This window comes from Pseudomonas sp. CM27, assembly GCF_013179515.1.
GTDB lineage: Bacteria > Pseudomonadota > Gammaproteobacteria > Pseudomonadales > Pseudomonadaceae > Aquipseudomonas.
In genome coordinates this window covers 4,488-18,121 of the sequence record NZ_JABMCN010000113.1, presented here as the reverse complement: position 1 = coordinate 18,121, position 13,634 = coordinate 4,488, and the positions used below count along the sequence as shown (strand labels likewise).

Annotated in this window: 10 protein-coding genes and 1 pseudogene; 3 read left to right on the top strand and 8 right to left on the bottom strand. The window is 63.6% G+C overall.

Annotated elements, in window-relative coordinates:
* The 5 genes and pseudogenes from HP547_RS15475 to HP547_RS15455 all read right to left on the bottom strand — a co-directional run.
* Nucleotides 1-192: pseudogene (locus HP547_RS15475) on the bottom strand (ABC transporter permease); the annotation flags it as partial.
* 61 nt (nucleotides 193-253) lie between these two features.
* Complete coding sequence (locus HP547_RS15470; RefSeq protein ID WP_172228126.1) at nucleotides 254-1,288, bottom strand: ABC transporter substrate-binding protein; 1,035 nt, start codon at nucleotides 1,286-1,288, stop codon at nucleotides 254-256.
* Between the two features lie 40 nt (nucleotides 1,289-1,328).
* Complete coding sequence (locus tag HP547_RS15465; RefSeq protein ID WP_172228128.1) at nucleotides 1,329-2,453, bottom strand: ABC transporter ATP-binding protein; 1,125 nt, start codon at nucleotides 2,451-2,453, stop codon at nucleotides 1,329-1,331.
* A gap of 295 nt (nucleotides 2,454-2,748) precedes the next feature.
* A complete protein-coding gene (locus tag HP547_RS15460) occupies nucleotides 2,749-3,378 on the bottom strand; it encodes a response regulator (RefSeq protein WP_172286743.1) in 630 nt (209 codons plus the stop codon).
* Nucleotides 3,335-5,776: a PAS domain S-box protein gene (locus tag HP547_RS15455; RefSeq protein WP_172228132.1), complete on the bottom strand. Its 2,442-nt coding sequence runs from the start codon at nucleotides 5,774-5,776 to the stop codon at nucleotides 3,335-3,337. Before HP547_RS15455 ends, HP547_RS15460 begins: the two co-directional genes overlap by 44 nt.
* Before the next feature lie 95 nt (nucleotides 5,777-5,871).
* Between HP547_RS15455 and HP547_RS15450 the strand changes: the two genes are divergently transcribed.
* Nucleotides 5,872-6,870, top strand: a complete 999-nt coding sequence (locus HP547_RS15450) for an alpha/beta hydrolase family protein (protein ID WP_172286742.1) — start codon at nucleotides 5,872-5,874, stop codon at nucleotides 6,868-6,870.
* 16 nt (nucleotides 6,871-6,886) lie between these two features.
* On the opposite strand, the gene HP547_RS15445 is transcribed toward HP547_RS15450, so the two are convergent.
* The 3 genes from HP547_RS15445 to HP547_RS15435 are packed head-to-tail and all read right to left on the bottom strand — an operon-like array spanning nucleotide 6,887 to nucleotide 9,346.
* Complete coding sequence (locus tag HP547_RS15445; RefSeq protein ID WP_172286741.1) at nucleotides 6,887-7,654, bottom strand: TerB family tellurite resistance protein; 768 nt, start codon at nucleotides 7,652-7,654, stop codon at nucleotides 6,887-6,889.
* A 1-nt stretch (nucleotide 7,655) separates the two neighbouring features.
* A complete protein-coding gene (gene murU, locus HP547_RS15440) occupies nucleotides 7,656-8,330 on the bottom strand; it encodes an N-acetylmuramate alpha-1-phosphate uridylyltransferase MurU (RefSeq protein ID WP_172230362.1) in 675 nt (224 codons plus the stop codon).
* Nucleotides 8,327-9,346: an aminoglycoside phosphotransferase family protein gene (locus tag HP547_RS15435; protein ID WP_172286740.1), complete on the bottom strand. Its 1,020-nt coding sequence runs from the start codon at nucleotides 9,344-9,346 to the stop codon at nucleotides 8,327-8,329. The genes murU and HP547_RS15435 overlap by 4 nt, the downstream gene beginning before the upstream one ends.
* A 130-nt stretch (nucleotides 9,347-9,476) precedes the next feature.
* Between HP547_RS15435 and HP547_RS15430 the strand changes: the two genes are divergently transcribed.
* Complete coding sequence (locus HP547_RS15430) at nucleotides 9,477-12,284, top strand: LPS-assembly protein LptD (RefSeq protein WP_172286739.1); 2,808 nt, start codon at nucleotides 9,477-9,479, stop codon at nucleotides 12,282-12,284.
* Nucleotides 12,265-13,584, top strand: a complete 1,320-nt coding sequence (gene surA / locus HP547_RS15425) for a peptidylprolyl isomerase SurA (RefSeq protein ID WP_172286738.1) — start codon at nucleotides 12,265-12,267, stop codon at nucleotides 13,582-13,584. The genes HP547_RS15430 and surA overlap by 20 nt, the downstream gene beginning before the upstream one ends.
* Nucleotides 13,585-13,634: the final 50 nt, after the last annotated feature.

The following is a 13,634-nucleotide window of genomic DNA, read 5'->3' as shown; positions in this document are numbered from 1 at the left end:
GGCGACCACTTCCGGGTTGCCGACGCTTTTGTACAGCAGCGCGGCTATCGGTACCAGAAACACCAGCAGAAGGAACAGCGCCAGCGGCGCGATCAACGCCTGCGCCTTCCAGCGGTTGACCCGCTCGGCGTGCTTGAGGCGCTGCTTGAGACTTTGACCTGCGCCTTCGTTGAGGGGCACTGCGATGGCCATGGCGAACTCCGCGATACGAACTGAAAATAGGGCCGCAAAGCGGCCCCCTAACGCTGGCCGTCTACTTCTTCGCCGCCCAGGCGTTGAAGCGTTGTTCCAGCTGTTCGCTGTTGTCGGCCCAGAAGGCCACGTCGATCTGCACCTGGTTGGCGATGTTCTCAGGCGTGGTCGGCATGTCTTTCTTCACCTCGTCCGACAGCAGGCTCACAGCCTTGGAATTGGCCGGGCCGTAGGCGATGTTCTCGGAGTAGGTTTTCTGCTGCTCGGGCTGCACGCTGAACGCGATGAACTGCTTAGCCGCCTCTGCATCCTTGGCACCCTTCGGGATGGCCCAGGCATCAAAGTCGTAGATACCGCCGTTCCATACCACTTTCAGGTTGCTCTCTTTCTGCACCGCAGCAATCCGGCCGTTGTAGGCCGAGCTCATGACCACGTCACCCGAAGCCAGGAACTGTGGCGGCTGGGCGCCGGCCTCCCACCACTGGATGCTGGGTTTCAGCTCGTCGAGCTTCTTGAAGGCGCGGTCCTGGCCTTCCTTGGTCGCCAGCACCTTGTACACATCCTTGGGTGCGACACCATCGGCCATCAGGGCGAATTCCATGGTGTACTTGGCGCCTTTGCGCAGGCCACGCTTGCCCGGGAACTGCTTGGTATCCCAGAAATCAGCCCAGCTGGTAGGTGCAGTCTTGAGTTTGTCAGCGTTGTAGGCCATTACCGTGGACCAGACAAAGAAGCCGACGCCGCAGGGCTGAATGGCACCGGAAACATAGTCGCCTTCATTGCCGAACAATGCCGGGTCGAGCTCTTCGAACATGCCCTCGTCACAACCGCGTGCCAGCTCTGGCGACTCTACTTCCACCAGGTTCCAGGACACGCTCTTGGTATCGACCATCGCTTTGACCTTGGCCATTTCACCGTTGTACTCGCCGGCCACGATCTTGCCCTTGCCGGCCTTTTCCCACGGCGCGTAAAAGGCCTTTTCCTGGGCCGCCTTGTTGGCGCCGCCGAACGAAATCACCGTGAGGTCTGCTGCCAGTGCCTGGCCAGCGGCGAACAGCCCCAAGGCCAGGGCGGTCAGTTTCAACTGCTTGCGCATTATTATTCTCTCCACAGTACAGGGTTGGTGAAGCAATCCATCAATGGGCTTCGGCAATCGGATCGAGCGCGCGGGCGTGCTCCACCTCCCAGCCCAGCGGTACCACATCGCCTACGGCCAAGGCCGGATCCAGCTCGGCAATCGGCTGCTTCACGAAGAAGTCGCCCTTGCCGCAAACCTCCAGGCGCACCCGCACGTGGTCGCCCAGGTAAATGAATTCGGCCACCCGGCCGGAGAACCGGTTCACGCAGCTTTCGCTGTGGCCGTTCAGGCGCACCCGCTCGGGGCGGATCGAGAGGGTCACCGGCTCGCCGGCCTGGCCGACATTCACCGCCAGCGCCTCGATCCGTTCGCCGCGCGGCAGCTGCACCTGGCAGCGCTTGCCATCGCTGGCCAGCAGGGTGCCGTTGATGCGGTTGTTCTCACCGATGAAGTTGGCGACGAAGGTATTGCAGGGTTCTTCGTACAGCGTGCGGGGGTCGGCGATCTGCTGGATTTCACCCTGGTGGAACACCGCCACGCGGTCCGACATGGTCAGTGCTTCACCCTGGTCGTGGGTCACGTACACCACCGTCACACCCAGGCGCTGGTGAATGTGCTTGATCTCCATCTGCATGTGTTCACGCAGTTGCTTGTCCAGGGCGCCCAGTGGCTCGTCCATCAGCACCAGTTGCGGCTCGAACACCAGCGCCCGGGCCAGGGCCACGCGCTGCTGCTGGCCGCCGGACAGCTGGCCGGGGTAGCGCTGGGCAAAGGCGTCGAGCTGGACCATGTTCAGCACCCGCTTGACCCGCTCGCTGATGTCGGTCTTGCTCAGGTTGCGCACGCTCAGCGGGAAGGCCAGGTTTTCGGCGACAGTCATGTGCGGGAACAGCGCGTAGTTCTGGAACACCATGCCGATGTCCCGCTTGTGCGGAGGCACATTATTGATCGAGCGCCCGGCCAGCTGGATTTCACCGGCGGTGGGTGTTTCGAAGCCGGCCAGCATCATCAGGCTGGTGGTCTTGCCCGAGCCGGACGGGCCAAGCAGGGTGAGGAACTCGCCCTTGCGGATGTCCAGATTGAGGTCTTTGACGATCAGCGACTCGCCGTCGTAGCTCTTCTGCACACCACGGAAGCTGACCAGCGTTTCGCTGGTTGCAGCATTCGACTTCGCCTCGCTCATGCCTGCACCTTTTTGTTGGATGACTGCGTAGGCAAAGACTAGACAAGCGGCAAGCGCCCGGAAATCGGGGCTGCTGAGAGAATGCCATCATCCGGATGGAAGATTGACTGTAGGGATCCCCCTACAAAGATGGCGGGATTGGAATACTCACTTCAGCCGCGCTGCTCACCCGGCGGGAGCGGGTTCACCCGCGAAGGGGTCAGCCCAGGCAACGCACATGGCAGGGCTGGCCCTTTCGCAGGTGAACCCGCTCCCACAGGGATTCGCTACGGGCTGATAGACAGGTATGTCGCAATCAGACCAGCTTGTGCTCCATGGCGTACTTCACCAGCTCTGCCAGCGAGTTCACCTTCAGCTTCTGCATCAGCCGCGCCTTGTGGGTGCTGATGGTCTTGCTCGACAGCGCCAGTTGCTGGGCGATGTCGTTGACATTGGCACCCTGGGCCAAGCGCTCGAATACCGAAAACTCCCGCTCCGATAACAAGGTATGTAACGGCCGCGACTCGGTCAGGCCCACTTCGAACACCATGCGATCGGCCAGCGCCGGGTCGATATAGCGCCCACCCCCGGCTACCCGGCGAATCGCAGTCAGCAACAGCGCCGGGTCACTGTCCTTGGTGGCATAGCCTGCCGCGCCGGCCTTCAACGCCCGCGCCGCCATCTGCGCCTCATCATGCATCGACAGCATCAGGATCGCCGGCGCAGCGTGCAACGCACGAATCCTCGGGATCGCTTCCAGGCCATTGACGCCCGGCATCGAGATATCCAGCAGCACCACCTCGCACGGCGTGTGGCGCAGGGTTTCGAGCAGTTGCTCACCGTTACCGGCCTCACCCACCACCTGCATGTCCTTGGCCAGGCCAATCAATTGCTTGATGCCTTCACGGACGATGGTGTGGTCTTCGGCCACCAGCACTCGAATCACGCTCGCTCTCCTGTTCCAACGGAATGGCCACGCTCAGGCTGGTGCCTTCGCCCGGTTCACTGTGCAGCGCCATGCTGCCGCCCAGCATCAGCACCCGCTCGCGCAACCCCACCAGGCCAAACGAGGTCGGCCGGGGCTGCTCGCGGCAAAAGCCTTGCCCGTCATCGCTGACGGTCATGCGCAATTGCCCGCCCTCTCGTACCAGTTCGATCTCGACACTGTGCGCCTGGGCATGGCGCATTACATTGGTCAGTGCTTCCTGCAGGATACGGAACAACCCCGTGGCCTTGGCATCGCTCAAGGCTGGCAGATTATCCGGTACTTGCACCAGACAGGGAATTTGCGTGCGCGCTTCGAATCGCCGCGCCTGCCACTCGATGGCCGAAGCAATCCCCGCGTCGAGAATCGGCGGGCGCAAGGCGGTGGCCACATCGCGCACCAGCTGGAACAGTTGGCTGATCAGGCGCTTCATGCTGGCCAGGCGTTCGTTCAGGGCCGGGTCCAGCTCGGCAAAGGCCAGTTCGCACATCGACACCTCCAGCTTGAGCACGGTCAGCATCTGCCCCAGCTCGTCGTGCACTTCGCGGGCGATGCGGGCCTTTTCTTCCTCGCGCACACTCTCAAGGTGGGCCGACAGCTCGCGCAACTGCTCCTGGGATTTCGCCAGGGCAAGCTCGGCCCGTTTCCCTTGGGTGATGTCCCACACCACACCATCCCAGACCACCTGGCCGTTGGCCAGGCGTCGGGTACTGGCCTTGATATCGGCCCAGCGTTGCTCGCCGTGACGGGTGAGGATGCGGCCCTGCCAGGACCAGTCCTGATCGCTGGCCAGCGCCAGGTCCTGCACCCGATGGTAGTCGGCACGGTCTTCGGGGTGCACCAGGTTGCGCAGGCCCATGTGCGGTTGCTGAATTTCGCTGGGCGCATAACCCACCAGGGCCTCGCTGCCCTCGCTGACATAGGGAAACTCCAGGTCGCCCTCGGCGGGGTCTCGCTCCAGGCGAAACACCAGCCCCGGCACGTTGCCGGCTATACCCTTGAGCCGTGCTTCGCTTTCACGCAGGGCCGCCAGGGCACGATGACGCTCGGTAACATCGGCCAGATAGACCACCAGGTATTCGGCGTCACGAAAGCGCAGAAAGCTCAGCGACAGTTCTACCGGCAGCAGGCTCTGGTCAGCGCGCTGGCAGTGCGTTTCGAACTGCCCTGCACCGCCCTCCCCGGTGCGCGCGCCCTTCCAAAGCTGCAGCCAGCGATCCATGTTCAGGCTGGGCTCGAAGTCGCTCAACGGCCGCTCCAGCAATGCGCCTTCCGCGTAACCCAGCATGCGCTCGGCGGCGTGGTTGGCGTAGCGCACGTGGCTGTCCCAGTTGACCCAGAGGATGCCTACCGTGCTCTGGTCGATGGCGAACTGGCTCAGGCGCAGCACTTCTTCACGGACTTGCCGCTCCACCAGGCTTTCCCGCGCGGTGAGCAGGCTGCGCTCCAGCCGGTGCTGCTGCCGACGTTGCCACATCAGGGTCGCCAGCGCGCACAACAGCAACATCCCGAACAGCAGGGCCAGGTTCTGCCAGAAGCCGGGCGACTCGCTCAGGCGCGGGTATTTCGGCTGCAGCCAGCGCTGGTGCAGTTGTTCCAGCTCCTTGGCGGGCAGCGCCTGCAGACCACGCTCGAGCACATCGGCCAGCAGCGGCCAGTCACGCCGCGAGCCGATACGCAACAGTTGCGGCAGGCCGATATCGCCCACCACCGCCAGCTCACCGAACTCGCTCTCGCGGGAAAGGCGGCTGAGCTGGGCTTCATCCAGCACCGCGAAGCTGGCCTGGCCGCCGACCACCAGTTGCAAGGCCTCGCGCTCATTGGGCACGCCCTGCAGGTTGAGATTGCCGTAGTTACCACGCAGGTATTCCGCCAACTGGCTGGGCATGCGCACCGCAACGCGCTGCTCGCTGTCGAGCTTTTCCAGCTCTATGGCCATGGCCCCGGTGCGCGGCCCTACCACCAGTTGCGGCACGCGCATGTAGGGGTCGCTGAACAACCACAGTCGCAGGCTGGCCGGGGTCTGGGAAAGGCCGGGAGCGAAGTCGATTTCCCCCGCCTTCAGGGCATGCTCCAGGCTGGCCTGGTCAGCAAAGTTGCGCCAGGTAAGGTCCAGGCGCAATGCCTGCGCCAGGCTGCTTACCAGCTCGACGTTGGCCCCGTACAGTTGCTGCAGGCGTCGGTCGAACTGGGCGTAGGGCGCCTGCAGCACCAGGCCGACGCGCAGGCTACGGTGGCTATCCAGCCACTGCTGTTGCGCAGGTTCCAGCACAACGGTGGGCACTACCTCGGGCCTGGCCAATGCAATCAAGGGCAGCCACAAGCAGCCGATAACCAACAGGCGACGCACTCGCTTCATCTACACGCTCGTCCTGGCAAAGGCGGCCATGCAGCATGGCCGTCACGGGCAAATACTATTAGGCTGCCGGTATCATTCTGGCCCCGGGTTGACTCATGTCCACACTTTATCGCACGACGCTGGCAATGTGCTGCCTGGCCTCGATCCTTCCACTCGGCGCCCTTGCCGCCGATGCCGACCAACCCACCAGCGCCCCTGCGGCACCTGTTGCCGAAGCGCCGCGACCGCCGCTGCTGGAGCGTAGCCTGGAAGATGCCCAAGCCCTTGAGCGGCTGGTCCCCAAGGCCGAACAGCAGCCCCTGCAGGCGGGTGCCGACAGCTTCCTGGCCCTGTGGAAGCCGGCCAACGACAGCGACCCGCAAGGGGCAGTGATCATCGTCCCAGGCGCTGGCGAAACTGCCGACTGGCCGAACGCCGTCGGCCCGCTGCGGCAGAAATTCCCCGATATCGGCTGGCACAGCCTGAGCATCAGCCTGCCCGACCTGCTCGCCGACAGCCCGCAGGCCCGGGTCGAAGCCAAGCCGGCAGCCGAGCCCGAAAAACCCAAAGGTGAAAGTGCACCGGCCAAGGATGTGCCCGCCGACGCCAATGCAAACGTCGCCCAGGCCACTGCCGCCGATGCCGACACCGCCGAGAGCACCGACGCCGAACAGGCCAGCGAGCAGACCGATCCGGCCGATGCCGAGCGCATCTTCGCTCGCCTGGATGCCGCAGTGGCTTTCGCCCAGCAGCACAATGCCCGCAGCATCGTGCTGATCGGCCATGGCAGCGGCGCCTATTGGGCGGCCCGCTACCTGAGCGAGAAACAGCCACCACAGGTGCAGAAGCTGGTAATGGTCGCGGCGCAGACCCCGGCTCGGGTGGAGCATGACCTGGAAAGCCTGGCGCCGACCCTGAAGCTACCGACCGCCGACATCTACTACGCCACCCGAAGCACTGATCGCAATGCGGCCGCGCAACGCCTACAGGCCAGCAAGCGGCAGAAGGACAGCCAGTACAAGCAGCTGTCGCTGATTGCCATGCCGGGGAACAAGGCGGCGGAGCAGGAGCAACTGTTCCGCCGGGTGCGGGGCTGGATGAGCCCGCAGGGATAATGCGCCGAGCGGGCCGCTACAGCCCACGCCGCTTGCGGATCATGGCATAGGCCTGGTGCAACTCGCGGGTGCGCTCGGTAGCTTCACGCACCTGCGCCTCGCTGGCACCACTCCCTGCAAGCTTGTCGGGGTGGTGCCGGCTGACCAGCCGACGATACGCCTGCTTGACCTTGTCGCCGTCGGTGTCTGCCTCGACCGCCAGCAAGCGTAGCGCCGCCGCGTAGGTCATGGCCACGCCTTCTGGCCGGGCAACCTTGCGCGGCTCGTACTCCAGCGACATGGCCTGCACCTGCCGCCGACTCAGGCCCAGTTTCTGCCCCCAGTCCAGCAGTAGCGCACGCTCCTTGTTGCCCATCTTGCCGTCCGCCCAGACCATGCGCCAACAGGCGCGCAGGGTACCTTCCGCCGCATGCGGCTGCTGGCGAATACGCCGCAGGTGCCCGCCCAGCCGGTCCTTGCCCGCCTTACCGCGGTTGAACGCGGCAATCGCCCGCAGCCTGGCCGCCTCGGCCAGGTCCAGGCGCACCATTTCCTGGCGCGCCTGCTGGATATGCTGCTCGGCCACCCGGCCATCGCATTTGGCCAGGCGCCCGAGCATCACGAACAGCAACTCGTCGTCGCGCAGCGCCGAACGCCCGCCCAGGCGTTCGCGCATGTCCTCCCAACCTTGCAAACGCAGCCGGCGGTCCATGGCCTGCCCGAGCAACGCACCCAGCAACGCCCCGGGAATGCTGGCAACGGCAAAGCCGGCGCCCACTCCAATCACCGTGCCTGGCCACCACATGTCAGGCGCGCCCGCCAATCAGTCGCTCGGCCTCGGCCAGGCGCTCGACCGTGCCAACATCCACCCAGTGCCCACGGTAGTGCTCACCTGTGACCTTGCCAGCCGCCATGGCCCGGCGCAGCAGGGGGGCCAGCTTGAAGGCACCCGGCTCGCAGCCTTCGAACAGCGCCGGATGCAGCACCGACAGGCCGCTGAAGGTCAGCGTGCCTGGCGCGTCATCGCCATCGACGACCCGCCCGTGTTCCAGGCGGAAGTCACCGCGGCCGTGATGGCCAGGGTTGTCGACCAGCACCAGGTGCGCCAGGCCTTGCAGCGGGGCGGCGTGCAACTGCGTGAAGTCGTAGTCGGTCCAGACATCACCGTTCACCAGCAGGAACGGCGCGTCTGCGAGCAATGGCAGCGCCTTGAAGATGCCGCCGCCGGTTTCTAGCGGCTCGCCCTCGGGCGAGTAGCGGATGCTCAGGCCGTAACGGCTACCGTCACCCAGGTGGTCTTCGATCTGCTGGCCGAGCCAGGCATGGTTGATCACCACTTCGGTAACGCCTGCTGCCGCCAGGGCCCGCAGGTGGTATTCGATCAGCGGCTGGCCGGCAACCGGCAGCAACGGTTTCGGGGTATGCAGCGTCAGCGGGCGCATGCGCTCGCCTTTGCCCGCTGCCAGGATCATTGCCTTCATGCACGCGCTCCGGCCTGCAACTCGGCAATCAGCTCACCCAGCTCCGCCAATTCGGGCCGACGGCTGATCACTTCATCTATATAGGCGAAGAAGCGCGGTACGTCGCCCAGGTAGCGCGGTTTGCCATCACGGTGGCAGATGCGGGCGAAGATACCGATCACTTTCAGGTGCCGCTGTACGCCCATCAGGTCGCTGGCACGCTGGAATGTTTCGAAGTCGGCCTGTACCGGGATGCCCGCTGCCTGTGCTTTTTGCCAGTAGTCCCGCAGCCAGCCTTCGACCCGTGCCTGTGGCCAGCTGAGGAAAGCGTCCTTGAACAGGCAGGTAATGTCATAGGTGACCGGACCGTACACGGCATCCTGGAAATCCAGCACGCCAGGATTGGGCGTGCTCTGCATCAGGTTACGCGGCATGTAGTCGCGGTGCACCAGCACCTTGGGCTGGGCCAGGGCGCTGTCGATCAACAGTTGGCTGACGCGCTGCCAGGTGGCCATTTGCGCATCGTTCAAGGCCAGGCCAAGTTCACGCCCTACGTACCACTCGGGGAACAGCTCGACTTCACGGCGCAGCAAGGCGTCGTCGTAGCTGGGCAGAGGTGCATCCATCGGCAGGCGCTGCAATGCCAGCAGCGCATCGATGGCATCGGCGAACAGGCGGTCGGCGTTGTCAGAGTCAATGATATCAAGGTATGTCTGGTGACCCAGATCCCCCAGCAGCAGGAAGCCGCGCTCCAGGTCCTCGGCGTGAATCACCGGCACATGCACGCCGGCGCTGGCCAGCAGATGGTCGATGGCGACGAACGGTCGGCAGTTTTCCTGGGGCGGTGGCGCGTCCATGATCACGAAACTGTGCCCGGCGCCCTGCCAGCGGAAGTAACGGCGGAAGCTGGCATCGCTGCTGGCCGCGGTAAGGCTGCCTGCCGGCACGTCGCCCCAGGCGTTGTTCAGGAAAAGATCTTTGAGCTGCTCATCGAGCCAGACCGTCAGTTGTTGCAGGCGTACATCGTGTTCAGGCATTACAAGGGTCTCCGACGGCCCTAGCCGTCAAGCGGGTCATGCTTTATTATCCAGCATCTTTTTCAGACCATCGAGAGGCGTGCGGCCCCACACGCGGGCAGATGGCACGCAGGAAGCCCGGACTAATAAGATGGCATTGAAATCCCCCGCGTTTCGTAGAAAGTTTCCGTTGCTGGTGACCGGCGGTCTGCTGGCCCTGCAACCTCTGGCCACGTCTTACGTCGTGGCAGCCGAACAGTTCGACTGCCAAGTGTCCGCCGCCGGTGGTTGGGACTGCAAGCCCAAGGCCCCAGTCAACAACCTGCCGCCGCGCCCGGTGCACGAGGGTGCAGCCGTCAGTGCCGGCAGCGAAGCCGCGAGCGAAGCCGAAACCGCGGACCAGCCGATGTTGGTCACCGAGGCCAAAGGCCGTGGCCTGAAATCGCGCAGCGAAGATTACAGCCACCTGGACTGGGTCCCGCGTGACAAGCTTACCGCCGCCCAGCTGGCCGAAACCGGTCCCTACTGCGGTGGTGCGTACGTCGAGCCGCCCCGCCCGGGCATGGCCGACACCACGCCAAAGGACGAGTCGCCGACCTACATCAACGCCAAGGTTTCCAAATACCAGCAGGAGCAGCAGATCGCTACCCTGGCGGGTAACGTGGTCATGCGCCAGGGCAGCATGCAGGCCGAGGCCGACGAGGCCAACCTGTACCAGACCGAAAACCGCGGCGAGCTCAAGGGCAACGTCAAGATCCGTGACAACGGCTCGCTGGTGGTAGGTGACCAGGCGCAGATCCAGCTCGACACCGGCGAAGCCCAGGTCGACAACGCCGAATACGTGATGCACAAGTCGCACATCCGCGGCAACGCCCTGTACGCCAAGCGTGGCGAAAACGCCATTATCCGTCTCAAGGACGGTACGTACACCACCTGCGAACCGGGCAGCAACGCCTGGCAGCTGAAGGGCAACAACATCACCCTGAACCCGGCTACCGGCTTCGGTACCGCGACCAACGTCACCCTGCGGGTCAAGGATTTCCCGGTGTTCTACACACCGTACATCTACTTCCCGATCGACGACCGTCGCCAGTCCGGCTTCCTGCCGCCATCGTTCAGCACCAGCAGCGACACCGGCTTCATGCTGGTCACGCCGTACTACTTCAACCTGGCGCCGAACTACGACGCCACGCTGTACCCGCGCTACATGACCAAGCGCGGCCTGTTGATGGAAGGCGAATTCCGCTACCTGACCAAGTCCAGCGAAGGCCAGTTCGGCGGCGCGTACCTGAATGACAAGAACGACGACCGCAAAGACCAGACGGACTACAAAGAACAGCGCTGGATGGTCAACTGGCAGCACAAAGGTGGCCTGGACGAGCGCTTGATGACCGAGGTGGACTACACCGACATCAGCGACCCGTTCTACTTCCAGGACCTGGAGTCCGACCAGATCGGCGTGGAAAGCCGCGACTTGCTGAACCAGCAAGGTGCCCTGACCTACCGTGGCGACAGCTATACCGCCCGCCTGAATGTGCATGCCTACGAAATGGCGACCATTTCGCAGATCACGCCGTATGACCGCCTGCCGCAGCTCACCCTGAACGGTACGCTGCCGTTCCAGCCCGGCGGTTTGAACTTTGGTTACGAAACCGAAGCCGTGCGCTTTGATCGTGATTTGAAGGACGACTTCGTCTTCGACGAGGATGGCAACCCGGACGCAAGCGCAGGGGTTCCAGGCCGTCGCCTCGACGAGAACATCTTCGGCGTCGCCCGGGCCAACGGCACTCGCCTGAACTTCGCTCCGTCCATCAGCCTGCCAATGCAAGCCAGCTACGGCTACGTCACGCCGAAGCTGAAATACATGTACACCCATTACGATCTTGACCTGGACGGCAAGGGCAAGACCGACATCGCCGGCTCCAGTGCCGAGACTCGGGACCTGTTCGGCGACTTCAGCAGCAACCAGAACCGCGACATCCCGATTTTCAGCGTCGACAGTGGCCTGTATTTCGATCGCAACACCTCGATGTTCGGCACCAACTACCGTCAAACGCTCGAACCGCGCCTGTTCTACCTGTACGTCCCGTACAAGGACCAGATGGATATCCCGCTGTTCGACAGCGGCGAAACTCTGTTCAGCTACGATTCGCTGTTCCGCGACAACCGCTTCAGCGGCACCGACCGCATCGGCGACGAGAACAAGCTGTCGCTGGGTGTAACCAGCCGCTGGATCGAAGACAACGGTTTCGAACGCCAGAACTTCAGCATCGGCCAGGCCTACTACTTCAAGGATCGCAAGGTCCAGTTGCCGGGCATCGACTACCGCACCCGCAAGGATTCGCAGTCCGATGTGTCGCCGTACGCGCTGGTGTACAACTACTACTTCAACCGCGACTGGCGCTTCAATTCGGACTTCAACTGGGACCCGGACAGCCGCAGCACTCGTTCGGGCAGCGCGATGTTCCATTACCAGCCTGAAGACAACCCGAACAAGATCGTCAACCTCGGCTATCGCTACCGTAACGACACCATTTCCTACGACTCGACCACGGGTACCTGGAAAGTGGGCGGCGGTGACTACGGCACCCCGGGTGATCCGAACTACATCAAGGATTACTACAAGATCCAGCAGCATGACTTCTCGGTCATCTGGCCGATCGTTCCGCAGTGGAGCGTCATCGCGCGCTGGCAGCATGACTACAACCGCAACCGCACCCTGGAAGCCATGGGCGGCTTCGAATATGACAACTGCTGCTGGAAGCTGCGTCTGGTCAACCGCTACTGGATCGACTACGACGATTTCAGCCAGGCCCTTCCACAGAACGAAAAAGGCGACCATGGTGTCTTCCTGCAGATCGTGCTGAAAGGCCTCGGTGGTGTAGTGGGCAACAAGGTCGAATCCTTCCTCGACCAAGGCATTCAAGGTTACCGTACACGTGAAGACCAAGCTTATTGATCGTCTGCGCCCAGTGTTGCTGGGCGCCGCTTTGCTGAGTGGCGCGGTGCATGCCGCGGTACAACCTCTTGATCGCGTGGTGGCCATCGTCGACAACGACGTGGTCATGCAAAGCCAGCTGGAACAACGTGTCCACGAGGTGCAGCAAACCATCGCCAAGCGCGGCGGCGGCGTGCCGCCGACCAGCGCCCTGGAACAGCAGGTACTGGAACGCCTGATCGTCGAAAACCTGCAGCTGCAGATCGGCGAACGCTCCGGCATCCGCATCACCGACGAGGAACTGAACCAGGCCATCGGCACCATTGCCCAGCGCAATGGCATGTCGCTGGAGCAGTTCCGCGCCGCCCTGGCCCACGACGGCCTGTCGTTCGATGACGCCCGCGAGCAGGTCAAGCGCGAAATGATCATCAGCCGCGTGCGCCAGCGCCGGGTGGCCGAGCGCATCCAGGTGTCGGAGCAGGAAGTGAAGAACTTCCTCAACTCGGACATGGGCAAGATGCAGATGTCGGAAGAGTACCGCCTGGCCAACATCCTGATCCCGACCCCGGAAGCCGCCAACTCGGAAGCCATCCAGGCGGCCGCGCGCCAGGTCGGCGACGTGTACCAGCAGCTCAAGCAAGGCGCGGACTTCGGCCAACTGGCCATTGCCCGCTCCGCCAGCGAAAACGCCCTGGAAGGCGGCGAGATGGGCTGGCGTAAAGCCGCCCAGCTGCCACCCGACTTCGCCAAGATGCTCAGCAGCATGCCGGTTGGCGAGATCACCCAGCCCATCCGCATCCCCAACGGCTTCATCATCCTCAAGCTCGAGGAGAAGCGTGGCGGCAGCGAGAACGTGCTGCGTGACGAAGTGCACGTGCGCCATATCCTGATCAAGCCAAGCGAAGTGCGCAGCGATGCAGCCACCGAGCAGCTGGCCGAGAAGCTCTACGAGCGGATCAACAACGGTGAAGACTTCGCCACCCTGGCCAAGAGTTTCTCGGAAGACCCGGGCTCGGCGCTTAACGGTGGCGATCTGAACTGGGTTGACCCGAACAGCCTGGTACCGGAGTTCCGCGAACAGATGGCCAACGCCCAGCAAGGCGTCGTGACCAAACCGTTCAAGACCCAGTACGGCTGGCATGTCCTGGAAGTGCTGGGCCGCCGCGCCACCGACAGCACCGAGCAGGCGCGCGAACAGCAGGCCCTGAGCGTGCTGCGTAACCGCAAGTATGACGAAGAGCTGCAAACCTGGCTGCGCCAGATCCGCGACGAAGCCTACGTTGAAATCAAGCTGCCTGGCGCTGACCAGGCCGCCCAGTGAAGCCGCAGCGCTTCGCCGTCACCCCCGGAGAGCCAGCCGGCATAGGTCCC